At 72.3% G+C, this 17100-nt stretch carries 17 protein-coding genes; 8 read left to right on the top strand and 9 right to left on the bottom strand.

Annotated elements, in window-relative coordinates; translation table 11 throughout:
* Nucleotides 1-40: 40 nt before the first annotated feature.
* Nucleotides 41-1426, top strand: a complete 1386-nt coding sequence (locus tag OG272_RS22345) for an MFS transporter (RefSeq protein WP_327729114.1) — start codon at nucleotides 41-43, stop codon at nucleotides 1424-1426.
* A 39-nt stretch (nucleotides 1427-1465) separates the two neighbouring features.
* Here OG272_RS22345 and OG272_RS22340 read toward each other — a convergent pair whose 3' ends face one another.
* The 6 genes from OG272_RS22340 to OG272_RS22315 form a co-directional block, all read right to left on the bottom strand.
* Complete coding sequence (locus OG272_RS22340; protein ID WP_326581994.1) at nucleotides 1466-1765, bottom strand: helix-turn-helix transcriptional regulator; 300 nt, start codon at nucleotides 1763-1765, stop codon at nucleotides 1466-1468.
* A gap of 3 nt (nucleotides 1766-1768) precedes the next feature.
* Nucleotides 1769-2113 (bottom strand): type II toxin-antitoxin system RelE/ParE family toxin, encoded by a 345-nt coding sequence (locus OG272_RS22335; protein ID WP_326581995.1) that lies wholly within the window; start codon nucleotides 2111-2113, stop codon nucleotides 1769-1771.
* Nucleotides 2114-2196: 83 nt separating this feature from the next.
* Nucleotides 2197-2949: a flavin reductase family protein gene (locus tag OG272_RS22330; RefSeq protein ID WP_405896054.1), complete on the bottom strand. Its 753-nt coding sequence runs from the start codon at nucleotides 2947-2949 to the stop codon at nucleotides 2197-2199.
* Between the two features lie 113 nt (nucleotides 2950-3062).
* Nucleotides 3063-3890, bottom strand: a complete 828-nt coding sequence (locus OG272_RS22325; RefSeq protein ID WP_326581997.1) for an enoyl-CoA hydratase-related protein — start codon at nucleotides 3888-3890, stop codon at nucleotides 3063-3065.
* Between the two features lie 91 nt (nucleotides 3891-3981).
* Nucleotides 3982-6249 (bottom strand): acetate--CoA ligase family protein, encoded by a 2268-nt coding sequence (locus OG272_RS22320; RefSeq protein WP_405894609.1) that lies wholly within the window; start codon nucleotides 6247-6249, stop codon nucleotides 3982-3984.
* Between the two features lie 618 nt (nucleotides 6250-6867).
* The gene (locus tag OG272_RS22315; protein WP_327729120.1) at nucleotides 6868-8079 is read right to left on the bottom strand and encodes an NAD(P)/FAD-dependent oxidoreductase; all 1212 of its coding nucleotides are present in this window, start codon (nucleotides 8077-8079) and stop codon (nucleotides 6868-6870) included.
* Nucleotides 8080-8345: 266 nt separating this feature from the next.
* Here OG272_RS22315 and OG272_RS22310 point away from each other — a divergent pair, with 266 nt between their 5' ends.
* The 5 genes from OG272_RS22310 (at nucleotide 8346) to OG272_RS22290 (ending at nucleotide 12365) form a co-directional block, all read left to right on the top strand.
* The gene (locus OG272_RS22310) at nucleotides 8346-9869 is read left to right on the top strand and encodes an ATP-binding protein (protein ID WP_405894607.1); all 1524 of its coding nucleotides are present in this window, start codon (nucleotides 8346-8348) and stop codon (nucleotides 9867-9869) included.
* Nucleotides 9870-9967: 98 nt separating this feature from the next.
* Complete coding sequence (locus OG272_RS22305; RefSeq protein WP_326585768.1) at nucleotides 9968-10414, top strand: DoxX family protein; 447 nt, start codon at nucleotides 9968-9970, stop codon at nucleotides 10412-10414.
* Nucleotides 10414-10851, top strand: a complete 438-nt coding sequence (locus OG272_RS22300; RefSeq protein WP_327729123.1) for an OB-fold domain-containing protein — start codon at nucleotides 10414-10416, stop codon at nucleotides 10849-10851. The genes OG272_RS22305 and OG272_RS22300 overlap by 1 nt, the downstream gene beginning before the upstream one ends.
* A gap of 24 nt (nucleotides 10852-10875) precedes the next feature.
* Nucleotides 10876-11487 (top strand): GNAT family N-acetyltransferase, encoded by a 612-nt coding sequence (locus OG272_RS22295; protein ID WP_327729124.1) that lies wholly within the window; start codon nucleotides 10876-10878, stop codon nucleotides 11485-11487.
* Nucleotides 11488-11567: 80 nt separating this feature from the next.
* A complete protein-coding gene (locus tag OG272_RS22290; RefSeq protein ID WP_405894604.1) occupies nucleotides 11568-12365 on the top strand; it encodes a class I SAM-dependent DNA methyltransferase in 798 nt (265 codons plus the stop codon).
* A 181-nt stretch (nucleotides 12366-12546) separates the two neighbouring features.
* On the opposite strand, the gene OG272_RS22285 is transcribed toward OG272_RS22290, so the two are convergent.
* The 3 genes from OG272_RS22285 to OG272_RS22275 form a co-directional block, all read right to left on the bottom strand.
* On the bottom strand, nucleotides 12547-13260 hold the full coding sequence (locus tag OG272_RS22285; protein ID WP_327729125.1) for a pyridoxal 5'-phosphate synthase: 714 nt from the start codon (nucleotides 13258-13260) through the stop codon (nucleotides 12547-12549).
* Between the two features lie 13 nt (nucleotides 13261-13273).
* A complete protein-coding gene (locus OG272_RS22280) occupies nucleotides 13274-13699 on the bottom strand; it encodes a pyridoxamine 5'-phosphate oxidase family protein (protein WP_327729126.1) in 426 nt (141 codons plus the stop codon).
* A gap of 201 nt (nucleotides 13700-13900) precedes the next feature.
* Complete coding sequence (locus OG272_RS22275; RefSeq protein ID WP_405894602.1) at nucleotides 13901-15130, bottom strand: thiolase C-terminal domain-containing protein; 1230 nt, start codon at nucleotides 15128-15130, stop codon at nucleotides 13901-13903.
* A gap of 113 nt (nucleotides 15131-15243) precedes the next feature.
* Between OG272_RS22275 and OG272_RS22270 the strand changes: the two genes are divergently transcribed.
* Nucleotides 15244-16557: an acyl-CoA dehydrogenase family protein gene (locus tag OG272_RS22270; protein WP_405894600.1), complete on the top strand. Its 1314-nt coding sequence runs from the start codon at nucleotides 15244-15246 to the stop codon at nucleotides 16555-16557.
* Nucleotides 16558-16580: 23 nt separating this feature from the next.
* Nucleotides 16581-17069, top strand: a complete 489-nt coding sequence (locus tag OG272_RS22265; RefSeq protein WP_327732206.1) for a nitroreductase/quinone reductase family protein — start codon at nucleotides 16581-16583, stop codon at nucleotides 17067-17069.
* The last annotated feature ends 31 nt before the right edge of the window (nucleotides 17070-17100 follow it).

Below are 17100 nucleotides of genomic sequence, written 5' to 3'. Positions count from 1 at the left end.
CCACTCGTCCGGGATGACCGCAGCTCGGAAGCTTGACGGCATGACCCAGACAGCCGACGACGCCCCGAACGCCGCCGACGCCCCTTCCGTCGACTCCGTTGACCCCCTCGACTCCGTCGAAGCGCGGAGGGCCGCCGCTGCTCACCATCCGGTGGATGCCGGCCCCCGTACCGGCCGTACCCGTATCCACCGCGCCTGGTTCGTCGCCGCCGTCACCTTCGTGACGATCATCGGGGCGGCGGCCTTCCGTTCGCTGCCGGGTCTGCTGATAGATCCGTTGCACGAGGAATTCGACTGGTCGCGCGGCACGATCGCGTCGGCGGTCTCGATCAACCTGGCGCTGTACGGCCTGACGGCCCCCTTCGCCGCCGCGCTGATGGACCGCTTCGGGATCCGCCGGGTCGTCGCGGTCGCGTTGACGGTGATCGCGCTCGGCGCCGGTACGACGGTGTGGATGACCTCGGCCTGGCAGCTGATGCTCTGCTGGGGCCTGCTGGTGGGGCTCGGCTCCGGTTCGATGGCGCTGGCCTTCGCGGCGACCGTCACCGACCGCTGGTTCACCGAACGGCGCGGCCTGGTCTCGGGCATCCTGACCGCCGCCTCGGCGTCCGGGCAGCTGATCTTCCTCCCCCTGCTGTCGTGGATCGTCTCCGAGCGCGGCTGGCGGCCCGCCTCCGTCACGGTCGCCCTCGCCGCCCTGGCCGTCGTCCCCTTCGTCTGGCTGCTGCTGCGGGACCATCCGGCGGACGTGGGCCTGAAGCCGTACGGGGCCAAGGAGTTCGTGCCGAAGCCGGGGCCGGTGCCGGGGGCGGCGCGGCGGGCCGTGGCGGTGCTCTTCTCGGCGGTGCGGACGGGGCCGTTCTGGCTGCTCGCCGGCACGTTCGCGATCTGTGGCGCCTCCACGAACGGCCTCATCCAGACCCACTTCATTCCCGCGGCCCACGACGAGCACATGCCCGTCACGGCGGCGGCCTCGCTGCTGGCCGTCATCGGGGTCTTCGACGTCCTCGGCACGATCGCCTCGGGCTGGTTCACGGACCGCTTCGACGCGCGGCGGCTGCTGGCGGTGTACTACGCGTTCCGGGGCATCTCGCTCCTCTTCCTCCCGATCCTGCTGGGTCCCGCCGTGCATCTCCCGATGATCTTCTTCATCGTCTTCTACGGCCTCGACTGGGTGGCCACCGTCCCGCCCACCATGGCCCTGTGCCGTGAGCACTACGGCGCCGACAGCGCCATCGTCTTCGGCTGGGTCCTCGCCTCCCACCAGGTCGGCGCCGCCCTCGTCGCCTTCCTCGGCGGCCTCGCCCGCGACACCTTCGGCTCCTACGACGTCGTCTGGGTCGCCTCGGGCGGGCTGTGCGCGGCGGCGGCGCTGATGGCGCTGGTGATCAGGCGGCGGCCGGTGGGGAGCGCGGGGGCGGCCTGACCCGTCCCACGGATCCGGCGGGCCCCTCGACGCGACGTCTCAGCCGGCGCGGTCGAGTGGTTCGAAGCCGACGTGGAGGCGCATGCCGAGGGCGACGGCGAACCGTTCGAGGAGGGGAAGCGTGGGCATGGTCCCGCCCGCCTCGAACCGCGCCACGGCAGGCTGCAGCATCCCCGATCTCTGTGCGAGTTGTGCCTGCGTCATACCCAGCGCCTCGCGCCGCTCCCGGACCGTCCGGCCCAGTTCGAAACGGATCCGCGCGGCGTCGTACGCCTCTCGCCCCTCCGGTGAGGCGAGGGCTTCGTCCCGTAGGTCGTTCCAGCTTCCGCGCTCACTCATGCATCACACCTCGTCCACTGTGTGCCGTTCCTCGACGCGGCGCGCCATGGCCCGCCGGGCGCGGACGATCTCCGCGGTCTCGCGCATCCGCCGCTTGCGGAACGCCGTCAGCAAGATGATCCGGCGCCCGGAGGCGATCCAGTAGGTGATGCGGACCGCGTCGGAGTCCAGATGGAAGCGCCGCTCCCGCAGTTTGCCGTCCAACTCGCGCGAGTACGGCTCGGTGAGCAGCGGGCCGCGAACCGCGAGCAGGTCGACGTAGAACGCGACCGTACCGCGATGCCCGGCGGACAGCCCGAGGAGCCACTGTTCCACCTCCGGCTCCAGCTCTACTTCACCCCACGTCATAACAGCGACGTTATGAACAGGCTAGCCGGTGGGTCCGTGGTTTGCGCGGCGTTCACGCGAAGGAGTGGTCCCCGGTCCTGCTGTCAGGCCCTGAGCTCCCCGAACCGTCCCCGGTGGAACAGCAGCGGCGGCACGGCTTCGCCGCCCGTGCCCAGCGCCTCCACCCGGCCCACCACGATCAGATGGTCGCCGCCGGTGTGTACGGCGTGGATCGTGCAGTCGATCCAGGCGGCGGCGCCGGTGAGGCGGGGGGAGCCCGTGGCAGGGGCCGGGTCGTGGGCGACACCGGCGAACTTGTCCGCGCCGCTCACCGCGAAGCGACGGCACAACTCGCCCTGGTCCGCGCCGAGTACGTTCACGCAGAAGACGCCCGCGCGGGCGATCCGGGGCCAGGTCGTCGACGTACGGCCGACCATGAACGCGACCAGCGGCGGGTCCAGGGAGAGGGAGGAGAAGGACTGGCAGGCGAAGCCGGCGGGGTGGTCGTCAGGGTGCTCGGTGGGGAGTTGGGTAGGGAGTTCCGTGGGGTCGGGGCCGGAGTCGTCGGCCGCCCGGGTCGGTGCCGGTGCTGGTGCTGGTGCCAGTGCCAGTGCCAGTGCCAGTGCCGGTGCGGTGATCACCGTGACGCCTGTCGCGAAGTTCCCCAGGACCCGCCGGAATGTGGCCTGGTCGACCGGCGCGCGCTCGTTCTCGCCGACGCAGCGCAGGTCGGGGCGGGGCAGCGCCTCGACGACCGGTTGCGCGATCGTCGTCCCGGGGCGCCTGTCCGCCGCGTCCGTCGCGGCCGCCCTGCTGCCCGTGTCCGCCTTCAGGTAGCGGACGGCGGCGGCTGCCATACCCGCGTGTCCCATCACGACGTCCATTGAAACTGACGGTCCGTCAGAAGTGAAGCCCCGCACCCAGGGCTTCTGGGAGCTCCCGGAGGCTTCTTACGGGCTCTCCCGGCCCGTCAGCGGCCCTCGTAGTGCGGTGTCCGTCGCTCCACGAAGCTCGCCACGCCCTCCTGGGCGTCCCGCGTCGTCATGTTGATCTCCTGGGCGGCGGCCTCGGCGGCGAAGGCGGTGGCGCGGTCGGTGTCGAGGGAGGCGTTGACCAGGTGTTTGGTCAACGCCAGGGCGCGGGTCGGGCCGGCGGCGAGGCGTTCGGCCCACTCGCGGGCCGTCTTCTCCAGGTCCTGGGCGGCGACGACACGGTTGACGAGACCGAGGCGCTCCGCGTCGGCCGCGGACAGGGCGTCGCCGAAGAACATCAGCTCCTTCGCCCGCTGGGGGCCGACGAGGCGGGGGAGGAGATACGCGCCACCCCCGTCGGGGACGAGGCCGCGCCGTACGAACACCTCGATGAAACGGGCCTCTTCGGCCGCCAGCACGAGGTCGCACGCGAGGGCGAGATGCGCGCCGATGCCCGCCGCCGTGCCGTTCACCGCCGCGATCACCGGCTTCTCGCAGTCGAGCACGGCCGAGATGAGGCGCTGGGCGCCGAGCCGGATGGTGCGCGCCACGTCGCCCGCGAGTCGCTCCCCGCCGCTCGCAGCCGCGCCCCGCAGATCCGCCCCCGCGCAGAATCCGCGGCCCGTCGCGGTGATGACGACCGCGCGTACGGAGGGGTCGGCGGAGGCGTCGGAGAGGAGGCGGATGAGGTGTTCCCGCTGGTCGGGGGTGAGGGCGTTCATCGCCTCGGGGCGGTTGAGCGTGATCCACGAGACGGCGTTGTCAGTGCCGTGCCGTATCAATGAGTCACGGGATTTTTCGGGATGTTCAAGGGGGGAAGCGGACATGTGGGTGCTCCTGTTTTTACGGGGAGTGATGGATGTCCTCGGTGTGCGGGATGTCCTCGGTGTGTGGGATGTTCTCGGTGTGCGGTGGCGCTCAGCGGCACACCGCCAGCGCGTCCAACGCCACGGCCCCCTGCCCCCTCGGCAGCACCATCAGCGGGTTGATGTCCAACTCCGCGATCTCGTCCCCGAGTTCGAGCGCCATGCGCTGCACGCGGAGCACGACCTCCACGAGGGCGTCCACGTCGGCCGGGGGAGCCCCGCGCACGCCGTCCAGCAGGGCCCGCCCGCGCAGTTCGGCGAGCATGGCGTGGGCCTGGTCCTCGGCGAAGGGGGGCACGCGCACGGCGGAGTCGCGGAGAACCTCCACGAGGACCCCGCCGAGGCCGACCGTGACCGTCGGCCCGAAGAGGTCGTCGTGGGTGACGCCCACGACCATCTCCACGCCCCGCTCGACCATCTGGCAGACCAGCACCCCGTCGAGGGAGACGTCCTCGTAGCGGGCGATGTCGGTCAGGTCGCGATAGGCGTCGCGGATCTGGCTCGCGGAGGTCAGGCCGACCTTCACCAGGCCGAGTTCCGTCTTGTGGGCGATGCGGGCGCCGGACGCCTTCATCACCACGGGGTAGCCGACGAGGCTCGCCGCGCGGACGGCCGCCGCCGCGCTCGTCACCAACTGCTCGCGCGGCACACGTATCCCGTACGCGCGCAGCAGCTGCTTGGCCGCGTGCTCGCTCAGCTGCTGCCCCGGCCGCATCAGTGCCTTCGCCTTGCGGAAGGAGGGGGAGGGGGAGCGTGGCGCCTCGTCGAAGGGGGAGCGGTAGGCGCTGGTGAAGCGGGTGTGGTCGAGGTGGGCGCGCACGGCCGTGATGCAGTTGGCGAAGGTACGGAAGGTTGCCACCCGGGACGACCCGAGCAGTGTCTCGCGGTACGCGGCCTCGGTGCCCACCGGCGACCCCCACACCACGCACACCAGCTTGTCCGTCCGCTCCGCCGCGGCCACCAGGTCCTGGGCGAGCTTGTCGCTCATGGGCGGGAAGGGGCCGGTGATGGGACAGATCAGCACCCCCACCGCCGGGTCGTCGAGGATCGCGTCGAGGATGCGGGGGCCGCGCCAGTCGCCCACGGGGTGGCCGCCGTTGTCGACGGGGTTGGCCACGTTCAGATAGCCGGGAATCCACTGGTGCAGCTCGGCCTGCTTGGCCTCGGAGAGCGTGGGCAGGGGCAGGCCGGCCTCGGTGGCCAGGTCGGCGAAGTGCGCGCCCGTGCCGCCCGAGATCGAATAGACGACGACGCCCTCCGCCCTCGGGGCGGCTGGGCCCGGGGTGGTCGAGTACGGGGTGCGAGGCCGTCGCGCCCGCGCCAACAGGGTGGCGGTGTCCTGGAGTTCGTCGAGTCCGTCGACGCGTATCACGCCGAACTGCCGCATCGCCGCGTCGACCACCGCGTCCGCGCCGGTCAGCTTGCCGGTGTGGGAGGCGGCGGTGCGGGCGCCGGTCTCGGTGCGGCCGACCTTGACGGCGACGACGGGGACACCGCGCCGGGCGGCCCGGTCGGCGGCGAGGAGGAAGGCGCGGCCGTCCTTGAGGCCCTCCACGTATGCGGCGATGGCGCCCACCTCGGGGCGTTCGGCGAAGTAGGAGATGAAGTCGGCGGTCTCCAGATCGGCCTCGTTGCCGGTGGGGGCCCAGTGGGAGAGGCGGATGCCGAGTTCCTGGAGGGAGAAGACGGGGCGGCCCTGGTGGCCGGACTGGGTGATCAGGGCGATCGCCGGGCCGTCCAGGTCGTCGCGGAAGCGCTCGAAGGCGTTGAGGTTGGTGTTGGGGCCGAGCAGCCGCAGACCGTCGGCGCGGGCCACGGCGGCGGCCAGCCGCTCCTGCGCGGCGGCGCCCTCCGCGCCGGTCTCGGCGAAACCGGAGGCGAAGGCGACGGCGAACTTCACCTTGGCCTCGGCCAGTTCGTCGATCAGGGGGAGGGGATCGGAGACGAGCAGGACGGCGAGGTCGACCTGTTCGGGCAGGTCGGCGACGGAAGGGGCGCAGGGGATGCCGAAGACCGACTCACGCGTGGGGTGCACGGGATGGAGCCGGGCGCCGACCCGTTCGGACCAAGCGAGCAGTTGCCGGGTGATCCCGGTGTTCGGCCGGCCTTCCGTGTCCGAGGCGCCGACGACGGCCACGGATTCCGGCCGGAAGAAACGGTCCAGATCGGGGACGTCGGCGTACAGCGGACGTCCGCTGACGTCCAGGTCGCCGGCCGCGGCGGGCCTGCCGTGCACGGCCTGTGCGGGGTGCTCGCCGCACGCGATGGCCCGGGCCCGGCGGGAGTCGGTGGTGAGGGTGCCGTGGGTTGATCCAAGCATCGGTCCGCCCGCTCCTGTGTGACAGCCAATTCAGTGACGTGACGCGTTCACGTATCTGACGACACGTCAGATGTCAGACTACTGAACTGACGCTCCGTCAGGAATGGGTGTGCGAGCAAAGTTACGCGGCAGTAAGGAGGTTGTACCCGCGCGGGGCGGGGGTCAGACGTAACGGCCGCGTCCGTTGGCGACCGTCCCGTGTCGGCGACCGCGTCCGTCCGCGACCGCGTCCGGTGTCACCGCCCCGCGTCCCGCGCCCGGCGCCCCGCGTCCCGCGTCCCGCGTCCCGCGTCCCGCGTCCGGTGCCCCGCGTCCCGCGCCCCGCGTCCGGCGCCCCGCGTCCGGCGCCCCGCGTCCGGCGCCCCGCGTCCGGCGTCCCGCGCCCCGCGTCCCGCGCCCGGCGCCCCGCGTCCCGCGTCCCGCGTCCGGCGTCCCGCGCCCCGCGTCCGGCGCCCCGCGTCCGGCGCCCCGCGTCCGGCGTCCCGCGCCCCGCGTCCCGCGCCCGGCGCCCCGCGTCCCGCGTCCCGCGTCCGGTGCCCCGCGTCCCGCGCCCCGCGTCCGGCGCCCCGCGTCCGGCGTCCCGCGCCCCGCGTCCCGCGCCCGGCGCCCCGCGTTTGCTCAGCGTGTGGTGCGGATCCGTATGGTGACCGCGTCGCGGGTGGCGACGCCGCCCGTCTTCGCGACCGCCTTGGCGATCTTCTCGGCGTCGAGGGCGAGTTCGCGGAACATGCCGCTGATGGGGTTGGTGAAGCCGGTGAAGTAGAGACCGGGGGCGTTCTTGGGGGAGCGGGCCCCGTGCACGACGGGCTTCCCCCGCTCGTCGAGCACGTCGAGGTGCCCGACGAGCCCTTCCAGGGCGCGCCGGTAGCCGGTGGCGGCGATCACGGCGTCCGTCTCGACGCGGGTGCCGTCGCCGAGGACGACCTTGCCGTCGTCGAACCCCTCGACCGGGCCGACGATCTCGACCTTCCCCTTCCGTACGGCGTCGACGAGCCCGACGTCCTGCACGGGAATGGAGCCCTCGTTCACCCGGGAGTAGAGGCCGGTGTCGGGCCGGGGCAGGCCGTGTGCCGACAGGTCCGGCACGCTGAGTTTCGCCACCGGCCTGGCGAGCCGGTCCACGAGGGTGACGGGCAGCCGCCGTACGAGGACGGCCGTGTACTGGGCCGCCCACCCGGCGGTCGAGCGGCGCACGATGTGCGGGGCCGTCCGCACCGCCAGCCGTACGCGCGCGGCCCCGCCCTCGACGAGGTCGACGGCGATCTCGGCGCCGGTGTTGCCGATGCCGACGACCAGGACGTCACGGCCGGCGTACGGCTCGGGGTTGCGGTACTCGGAGGCGTGCACCAGGTCGCCGGCGTACACGTCCCGACCGGGCCAGTCGGGGAGGTGGGGTGTGTGGTTGTAGCCGGTGGCGACGACGACCGCGCTGCCGGTCAGCTCGCGGCCGCCGGTGGCGTGCAGCAGCCAGCCGGTGCCGTCCGCGCTCCGCTCGACGCGGGACACCTCGACGCCGGTGACGATCTCCAACTGGTGCACCTCGGCGTACTTCTCCAGGTACCGCACCACGTTGTCCCGCGCCACCCACCGGCCGAAGCGGCGTGGCATGGGCAGTCCGGGCAGCCCCGACAGCCGCCGGGTCGTGTGCAGGTGCAGCCGGTCGTAGTGCCGCCGCCAGGACGCGCCGACCCCGTCCGCCTTCTCCAGCACCACGGCCCGCACGCCCTGGGCCCGCAACGCGTACGCGACGGCCAGCCCTCCGGGGCCGCCGCCGATCACGTAGACGGGGCGGTCGGAGACAGGTGTCGCGGAAGCTCTGGAGTCGGCCATGTGCCCGAGCGTATTCACGCCCTCACTTGATGGGTCTCAGTCAAGCCCGGAATTGGTTGCGGATTGATCACGGGTGTAGGAGACGTGGGTGGGATCTGTGGCGTAGGCCCCTTGGAATGTGGGGGAGGGGTGGTGGGGGACGTGGCGACGGCGAGGTCCGGCCGTGGTCAGGGATTGGCGACCCTGGGGCTCGCGGCCAGGGGATTCCCGCGGGCTCCAGTCAGTAAGGAGTACACTCCTTAGGGGTGTACTCCTAAGGAGGAGTCGTGAAGCGTCAGGCGGGGACGGCCAAACCTCCCCACGTGTTCGACCGTGGGCCCGAGTGGGAGGCGCTCGTCGCCTTCGTGAACCGACCCCTGCCGCAGGCCATGCTCGGGGTGGTCAGCGGTCGGCGCCGGATGGGTAAGACGTATCTGCTGAGGGCCCTCGTCGAACAGCGCGGGGGCTTCTACTTCGGGGCCACGGCGGGTACCGCCACGGAGTCGCTTCGTCAGTTCAGCGCCGCCCTGGCCGAGCACGTGGGTTCCCCGGCGTCCTTCTCCTTCGCGACGTGGGACGACGCCATCTCCTTTCTCTTCGGCCTGGCGTCCCCGGACGAAGAAGGAGCGGACGAGGCACCCTCGCGTCTCGTCGTCATCGACGAGTTCCCCTATCTGGTGAAGGTCGCCCCCGAACTCCCCTCCCTCATACAGCGCGAGATCGATCGTCATCAGACGCGGGCGAGCCGTATGCGGCTGCTCCTCTGCGGTTCGGCGATGTCGGTCATGGGCGGGCTGCTGGCGAGCACGGCGCCCCTCCGGGGCCGGGCTCAGCTCGAACTTGTCGTGAGGCCCTTCGGATATCGGGCCGCCGCGGAGTTCTGGGGCGTGGCCGAGGACCCCGCTCTCGCGGCCCGACTGCACGCCGTCGTCGGCGGTACGCCCGCGTACCGCCGCCAGTTCCTGGCGGACGACGTTCCCGAAAGCCTGCGCGCGTTCGATGACTGGATCTGCCGTACGGTCCTCTCGCCGTTCAGCCCGCTCTTTCGTGAGGCGCGCTACCTGCTCGCCGAGGAGGCCGACATCCGGGACACCGCCCTGTATCACTCGGTCCTGGCCGCTGTGGCGCAGGGCAACTCGACGCGTGGTGGCATCGCCGGATACATCGGCCGCAAGTCCGTGGACATCTCGCACCCGCTCAACGTCCTGGAGGACAGCCATCTCCTGGTGCGGGAGTCCGACGTCTTCCGGGCGGGCAAGTCGCAGTACCGCATCACCGAACCGCTGATCAACTTCTACGAGGCCGTCATGCGTCCCGCTTGGGCCCGGCTGGAGAGTGGCCAGGCGGCGGAGGTGTGGGGGCAGGCGGCCGAGCGGTTCGCGGCGCAGGTGGCCGGACCGCACTTCGAGGCGGTCTGTCGTGAGTATGTGATCGGGCCGGGGCGCTCGTTGCTCAGTACTTCGCTGGGGGAGGTCGGCAGCGGCGTCGTGACCGACTCCGCGGAGCGTCGGCAGCTGCAGGTCGATGTGGCTGTCGCCGAGCCGGGTTCCGGGGGGCGGCGGCCCTCTGTCGGCCTCTTGGGAGCAGCGAAATGGGGCACCGTGATGGGAGTCGGTCACCTGGAGCGGTTGAGCCGGGCCCGCGAGGTGCTCGCCGGGCGGGGCTATGACACGGACCGCTGCGGGCTGGCCTTCTTCAGCGCCGCGGGATTCAGTGACGCGCTGCGCACCGAGGCCGAGCGGGGCGGCGTGCTGTTGGTCGGTCTCGACGAGCTCTACGGCCGTGCCATGCCGATCGGGTTCGTGTCCTAGGTGCCGTCGGCCCGCCCGGGTCTCTTGCGCATTCATCCCTGTTCCGCTGAACTGACGTACCGTCAGAAACCCCGCTCGGGTGCGGAAGGGCGATGTCCATGGACACGATCTGGCTCAGCGGTGCCGAATGGCTGGCCGTCCTCCGTATCGGGGTCGGGCTGTGGTGGCTGGAGAGTTGGCGGCACAAGGACAAGAAGACCTGGTTCGAGGGGGCCGGGATCGAGTGGGCGGCGGGGGTGGCGGAGAAACATCGGTGGGAGGCCGTGCGCAGTGGCTTCGATGTGGTCGTCAAACCGCGGCCGCGCACCATGGCCTACGTCGTCGCCTACGCCGAACTCGCCCTCGGGCTCGGGCTGATCCTCGGGGTACTCACACCGGTCGCCCTGGTCGGCGGGCTGTTGCTCAACGTCCTCTACCTCGTGCTGATGATCCACGACTGGGCCGAGCAGGGGCAGAACTCGATGATGGCGCTCATCTCGGTGGTGGGGCTGTTCGGGATGTCCTGGCAGACGTGGTCCGTCGACAGTGCGCTGGGGCTGTTCTGATGGGCGGTGGCGGTGGCGGGGGCTCCGCGCGGTTCGATCTGCCCGACGCCGATGAGTTCAGCCGTACGTACTGGGACGCGGCGGCCGAGGGACGGCTGCTTCTGCGGCGCTGCGGGGCGGCGGGCTGTGGCCGGGCCCACCACTATCCGCGCGAGTTCTGCCCGTACTGCTGGAGCGAGGACGTGCGGTGGGAGGAGGCCTCCGGGCGCGCCACGCTCTACACCTGGTCCGTCGTCCACCGCAACGACCTGCCGCCCTTCGGTGAGCGGACGCCGTACGTCGCCGCGGTCGTCGATCTCGTCGAGGGGCCACGGATGATGACCGAGGTCGTGGAGTGGGGCGAGGGTGACGGGGAGTTGCGGGCGGGGAGGGAACTGGAGGTCGTGTTCCGCGAGGGCGGGGGCTTCGCGGTGCCCGTATTTCGCGCGCGGTCGTGAGGGCTCACGCGTTTCAATGGGGGCGTGAGCCGTACTGATGAGCGATCCTCCGGTCCTTCCCGCCGATCCTCCGTCGAGCCGCAGGGTCACGGGCTGCGGCTGGGCGCCTGGGACGCCGAGTCCGACGCGGATGTCGAGGCGTGGTTCCGGGGGCGCGCGGATCCGGACTTCCGGCGGTGGAACACGCCCATGACGCTGGACGAGAGCCTTGAGGGCGCCCGCGAATCGCTGCGGCAGCGGGCGGAGTCCGCCGCGGAGGGGAAGACCGTGGCCTTCCGGGTCACGGACGCGGAGAGCGGGGTGACGCTCGGGCAGGTCGGGCTGAGCGGGATCGACCCGTATATGCGGAGGGCCGTCGTCGGCTACTGGGTGCTGCCCGAGGCCCGTGGGCGCCGCATCGCCACCCGCGCCCTCGACCTCGCCGCCCGCTGGGCCTTCGCCGACCTCGGCATCCACCGGCTCGAACTCGACCACGTCGTCGGCCATGCCGCGTCCTGCCGTGTCGCCGAGCTGTGCGGGTTCGCGTACGAGGGGACCCTGCGCGGGGCGGCCTTCGACGAGGGGCGTCACGACGCCTTCCGGGACGCGCACCTGCACGCACGGCTGGCCACGGACCCGGCGCCGCAAGGGATCTGATGAACACGGACGACGGAAACGGGTACGCGGGCGAAGGCGGAGAGGGACACGTGGGAGTGGGAGCGGAAGAGGGAGAGGGCGTGGGCAGGGGCGGATCCGGTGGTGGGGGCGGTGGCGGGTACGAGGCCGTCGACGACCCGGACGGGTACTTCGGTGAAGTCGTCGCCGCGCATTACGACGACACCTCCGCCGACATGTTCGCCGCGGAGGCCGTCGATCCGGTCGTGGACTTGATCGCCGGTCTCGCGGACGGCCCCGGAGGGGATGCGCGGGCGCTGGAGTTCGGGGTCGGCACCGGGCGGATCGCCCTGCCGCTCGCCCGGCGGGGCGTGCCGGTGCACGGCATCGACATGTCGCGCGCCATGGTGGAGCGGGTGCGGGCCAAGCCGGGTGGCGAGGACATCGGGGTCACCATCGGGGACTTCGCCACGAGCCGGGTGGACGGCCCCGGCTTCACCGTCGCCTACCTGGTCTTCAACACGATCAACAACCTGACCACGCAGGACGCCCAGGTGGACTGTTTCCGCAACGCCGCCGCGCATCTCGTGCCCGGCGGCCGCTTCGTGATCGAGGTCGGAGTACCGGACCTGCGGAGGCTGCCCCCGGGGCAGAACGCGGTGCCGGTCCGGGTCGGGGCGACGCGGCTGGGGTTCGACACGTACGACGTGGCGACGCAGGGCATGAGGTCGCACCACATGATGGTCGTCGACGGGCGGCCGGTGTACTGGTCGCTCCCCTTCCGGTACGTCTGGCCGGCCGAGCTGGATCTGATGGCCCGGCTGGCCGGGATGCGGTTGCGGGACCGGTGGGCGGGCTGGAAGGGGGAGCCGTTCACGAACGACAGCACCACACACGTGTCCGTTTGGGAGAAGGTCTGAGGCGCCGGCCCGACACACCGGCGCAGCCCGCCCACTGCTCCACGTCGGAAACGCGTCAGCTCCGCAGCATCGTGGTGCGGCGTCGATCTGCCAGAACACGGATCGTGCCAGGCGCGTAGGGAGCGGCGGCGGAAGGGCCTGGGGCCTTCGGTGGCTGCCCGGCCTGTCTGCCGGACGTTCGCTAGGGCCACAGCAACTCCGTGACCCAACCCCCCTCCTCCCGGCGGTAGTCGAGCCGAACGTGTCGTCGCCGCGTGTCCCCCTGGAAGAACTCCACCTCGTCCGGCTCCACGACGTACGCCGTCCAGGAGGGCACGGCGACGTCCGGTTCCCGCTCGGCCCGCGCCCAGGCGGCCTCCGACGCGCGCTCCAACTCCTCGTAGGAGGGGAGGACTTCGCTCTGGTGCCCGACGAGGGCGGCGGCCAGCGCACCCGTCGAGCGGGCGTGCAGATCGGCGTGGGCGACCTCGGCGGGTTCTACCGTGACCGGGCCCCGCACCCGGACCTGGCGGCCGAGGAGGGGCCAGTAGAAGCCGAGGCACGCGTACGGGCGGGCCGCGAGCTGCCGTCCCTTGCGGCTGCCCGCGTGGGAGGCGAAGTGCCAGCCCCGCGCGTCCACGTCGTGCAGCATCACCGTACGGACGTCGGGCCGGCCCTCCGCGTCAGCCGTGGCCAGCGACATGGTGTGCGGCTCCACCTCACCGGCCGCCACGACCTCCCCGAACCAGGCGGCGAAGAGCGCCACCGGTTCGGCGGGGGCGGTGGCCGGATCGAACGGCGGCAAGGCGCTGACCTGCGGATCCCAGACCCGCAGCCCTCGCAGGACCTGGACGAACGCGGACGGCCGGGAGGGTGCCGGAGAGGGGGACTGCGGCTCGGAAGGGGGCTCGATCATGGGTGGGACGGTCTCACACCGTGCCCAGGTCGGACGAGACCCACCTCTCGGGGCGCATGCGGATGATCACCTGTTCGCCATGGTTCCGGGAGGCGAAGTCGACGTAGCCGTCGACCTTGTCGGCCGGGAGGTAGCGGGCGGAGATCTCGCGGAGCTGGTCGAGGGTGGCCGGGGCGGTGTCGGTGACCGGGCCCTCGACGGAGACGTAGCGGATGGTGGGTTCGAGTCGGTCGATCATCAGGGAGAAGCGGCCGGCGGCCTGGATCAGCCGGTTCTTGCGGGTGTCCAGCCCGGTCATGACCCAGATGTCGCCCCCGGGTTCGTACTGGTACCAGATCGGCACCGTCAGCGGTGCCCTGCCCTCCCCGGCGTCCACCGCCAACGCGGCCACATGGGCCTCGGCCAGAAACTCCTCGCGCTCCTTGCGGGACAGTGCCATGTCGCTTCCTCCGGGACTGCTACGGGGACGCCTTCGTCTGCCGATTCCCTACAGCGCGCCCTCCCCGCCTCGTATTCCGGCTGTGGAAGGCACGTAGTGGAAGGCATGTGGTGGACGGCGTGTAGTGGACGGCATGCGGTGGACGGCGTCAGGAAGGCGCAGGTGGCGGAGCCGTCCTCGGGGTGGTCGGCCGGGAGGGCCTCACTCCCGTCCCAGCACCACCGTCCCCGACGAGCAGAACCAGCCGCCCGTGCCCGAGGCCACGGCGAGGCGGGGCAGGTGGCCGTCGGGGGCCCGGACCTGGTGGGCGCCCGCCTCACCGCGCAGTTGGCGTACGGCCTCGACGAGGAGGAAGAGGCCGCGCATGCCGGGGTGCTGGGCGGAGAGACCGCCACCGTCGGTGTTCACGGGGAGGTCGCCGGTCAGGGTCAGGCGGCCCTTCTCCACGAAGGACCCGCCCTCTCCCTTCGCGCAGAAACCGAGGTCCTCCAGCGTCACGAGGGTCATGTAGGTGAAGGCGTCGTAGATCTCGGCGAAGTCGATCTCGGCGGGGCGCACGCCGGCCCGTTCGAAGGCCAGGCGGCCGCTGACCGCCGCCGGGGAGACCGTGAAGTCGGGCCACTCGGACATGGTCGTGTGCGAGGTGTACTCGCCCGTGCCGAGGATCCAGACGGGGGTCGTCGGCCGGCAGTCCCGTACGTACTCCTCGGCCGCCAGCAGCACCGCCGCCCCGCCGTCGGAACGTATGCAGCAGTGCAGCTTCGTGAACGGGTCGGCGATCGGCGGGGAGGACAGGACGTCCTCCACGGTGAGCGGCGTGCGGAACATCGCCTCCGGGTTCGCCGCCGCGTTCGCCCGGGCCTGTACGGCGACGGAGGCCAGCTGCTCCAGGGTCGTGCCGTACTCGTGCATGTGGCGGCGCGCGGCCATGGCGTACTTGGCGATCAGGGTGTGCCCGTAGGGGACCTCGAACTGGAGGGGGCCGCTCGCGCCGAAGGAGAGGTTGCCCGTGCGGCGGCCCGCCTTGATGTCCGCGCGGGCCGTGGAACCGTAGACGAGGAGGACGACGTTCGCGTGCCCGGCGGCGATCGCGTCCGCCGCGTGCGCCGCCATGACCTCCCAGGCCGACCCCCCGACCGAGGTGGAGTCCACCCAGGTGGGCCGCAGGCCCAGATACTCCGCCACCTCCACTGGCGCCAGCGTGCCGAGGCCGGCCGACGCCAGGCCGTCGATGGCCGTGCGCTCCAGCCCGGCGTCGGCGAGGGCCCGGCGGGCGGCCTGCGCGTGGAGTGCGTACGGGGTCGCGTCGTCCACCCGGCCGCAGTCGGACAGCGCGGCCCCGACGATCGCGACCCTTCGGCCGCCACCACGAGATGCTCGTGCCGTGTCGCGACGGCCACCGGTTCCGGGTAGGGCTGGCACAGCGGTCATGGATCTGACGGTACATCAGATCTATCGACGGCAACCCTGTGCTTCGGGTGCCTTCCGGCCTAATATGACGGACCGTCAGATCGAGACGTTGGGGGAGCAGGAGGGGGACCGCCATGGATGCCCGCTTCACCGCCGAGCAGGAGGAAATCCGGCGTACGGTACGGGAGTTGCTGCTCAAGCGCTGCGGTCCGGAGGAGGTCCGGGCGGCCGTGCGGACGGGGGAGGGGCACGACGGCGGGCTGTGGGCCGCCCTCTCCGAACAGCTCGGGCTGCCGGGACTCGCGCTCCCCGAGGCGTACGGCGGTGTCGGCTGCTCGGCAACCGAACTCGCCCTGGCAAGCGAGGAGTTGGGACGCGCCCTCGCCCCCTCGCCGCTGCTGTCCACCTCCGTCCTGGTCGCCCCCCTGATCCTCGCCCTCGGCACCGAGCGGCAGCGCGCCGAACTGCTGCCCCGCCTCGCCTCCGGCGGACTCACCGCGGCCCTTGCCGTAGCGGGCGCGGCCCTCGCCACCGCGCTGGCGCTGACCGGAGACAACGGGAGCGCGTGGGCCGGCGGCGGACGCGCGGGCGGCGTCCAGGCGCGACGCGTCGGGGACGGGTGGCGGCTCTACGGGGAGGCCGGACAGGTTCTCGACGGGCACAGCGCCGGCCTGCTGCTCGTGGCCGCGCACGCCGGGGGGTACGCCCGCTCGCGGACGCTGCTGTTTCTCGTGCGGGCGGTGACCGGGGAGACCGGTGCGGGTGCGGGTGCGGGTGCGGGTGCGGGTGGGGGTGCCGGTGCCGGGCTCGTACGGGTGCGGCAGACCTCCATCGACGAGACACGGCCGGTGGCTCGGCTCGAACTCCGGGATGTGGAGGGAGAGTTGCTCGGTGATGAGGTCGATGTCGATGTCGACGTCAGTGCCGATGCCGGTGCCCGTGCCGGTGTGCTGTCGGCCTTGGCCCAGGTCGGGGACGCGGCGGCCGCCGTGCTCGCCGCGGAGGCCGTGGGAGCCGCCGACCGGGCGTTGGAGCGGACGGTCGCGTATGTGCGGCAGCGGGAGCAGTTCGGACGGCCGATCGGGTCGTTCCAGGCGGTGAAGCACCGGCTCGCGGACGTCTACGTGCGGGTGCGGGCGGCCCGGTCGGCGGCGTACTACGCGGCCTGGGCGGCTGCCGCCGAGCCCTGTACGGAGGGCGGCGAGCGGGTCGGCGGGCTGGCGCTCGCCCAGGCGCTGGAGGCGTTGCGGGTGGCCGCCGGAGAGGGGATCCAGTTGCATGGGGGGATCGGGTTCACCTGGGAGCACGAGGCGCAGCTGTACTTCAAGCGGGTGGCCGGGGACGAGTCGCTCTTCGGGCCGGTGCACCGGCTGCGGGGGCGGGCGGCCGACGAGGCGGGCGTCTTCACCGTCGACGGCCCGGGCGGGCAGAGGGAGGTGCGGGGCTGATGGCTTCGAGGAACACGGCGGGGATGGCCGAGGGGATGAAGGGCATGGGCGTACGGCTGGTGCAGAAGGTGTCCTCGGCTCCGGCGTTCGCCCGGGTCGCACCGCATGTCATCCCCGCGCTGGACCGGGCCGTGCACCGTGTCACCCGGGGCCGGGTGCTGCTCAGCGCGCAACTGCTGCCCGGCGTCGTCCTGACCGCGACCGGCGCGAGGAGCGGGCAGCCGCGGCGTACGCCGCTGGCCTGTATGCCCGAGGAGGGGCGGGACAGCTGGGTCCTGGTCGGGTCGAACTTCGGCCGCCCCGGCCACCCCGCCTGGAGCGCCAACCTGCTGGCCCACCCCGACGCCGAGATCAACTGGAAGGGCCAGGACATCCCCGTCACCGCGCACCTGCTGGCGGGCGAGGAACGGGCGGCGGTCTGGCGGGAGTTGCTGAGGTTCTGGCCGCCGTACTCGACGTACCAGGCCCGGGTGGACCGGGAGATACGGGTGTTCCGGATCGTACGGCGGTGAATCGTGCCGGTGCCGGTGCCGACGCCGAGCC

It is taken from the genome of Streptomyces sp. NBC_00104 (assembly GCF_045160825.1).
In the GTDB taxonomy this organism is placed as follows: Bacteria; Actinomycetota; Actinomycetes; order Streptomycetales; family Streptomycetaceae; genus Streptomyces.
Note: the sequence above shows the minus strand (reverse complement) of the source record. Positions and strands in the feature narration are given on the sequence as shown.

Bases quoted from the DNA above. Each gene is read 5' to 3' on its own strand.
- OG272_RS22285 (WP_327729125.1), bottom strand. From the start codon at position 13,260: ATGATCGAGCCCCCTTCCGAGCCGCAGTCCCCCTCTCCGGCACCCTCC.
- OG272_RS22270 (WP_405894600.1), top strand. From the start codon at position 15,244: ATGGATGCCCGCTTCACCGCCGAGCAGGAGGAAATCCGGCGTACGGTA.
- OG272_RS22280 (WP_327729126.1), bottom strand. From the start codon at position 13,699: ATGGCACTGTCCCGCAAGGAGCGCGAGGAGTTTCTGGCCGAGGCCCAT.
- OG272_RS22265 (WP_327732206.1), top strand. From the start codon at position 16,581: ATGGCCGAGGGGATGAAGGGCATGGGCGTACGGCTGGTGCAGAAGGTG.
- OG272_RS22320 (WP_405894609.1), bottom strand. From the start codon at position 6,249: ATGCTTGGATCAACCCACGGCACCCTCACCACCGACTCCCGCCGGGCC.
- OG272_RS22300 (WP_327729123.1), top strand. From the start codon at position 10,414: ATGGGCGGTGGCGGTGGCGGGGGCTCCGCGCGGTTCGATCTGCCCGAC.
- OG272_RS22275 (WP_405894602.1), bottom strand. From the start codon at position 15,130: ATGACCGCTGTGCCAGCCCTACCCGGAACCGGTGGCCGTCGCGACACG.
- OG272_RS22315 (WP_327729120.1), bottom strand. From the start codon at position 8,079: ATGGCCGACTCCAGAGCTTCCGCGACACCTGTCTCCGACCGCCCCGTC.
- OG272_RS22340 (WP_326581994.1), bottom strand. From the start codon at position 1,765: ATGAGTGAGCGCGGAAGCTGGAACGACCTACGGGACGAAGCCCTCGCC.
- OG272_RS22325 (WP_326581997.1), bottom strand. From the start codon at position 3,890: ATGTCCGCTTCCCCCCTTGAACATCCCGAAAAATCCCGTGACTCATTG.
- OG272_RS22305 (WP_326585768.1), top strand. From the start codon at position 9,968: ATGGACACGATCTGGCTCAGCGGTGCCGAATGGCTGGCCGTCCTCCGT.
- OG272_RS22335 (WP_326581995.1), bottom strand. From the start codon at position 2,113: ATGACGTGGGGTGAAGTAGAGCTGGAGCCGGAGGTGGAACAGTGGCTC.
- OG272_RS22345 (WP_327729114.1), top strand. From the start codon at position 41: ATGACCCAGACAGCCGACGACGCCCCGAACGCCGCCGACGCCCCTTCC.
- OG272_RS22330 (WP_405896054.1), bottom strand. From the start codon at position 2,949: ATGGCAGCCGCCGCCGTCCGCTACCTGAAGGCGGACACGGGCAGCAGG.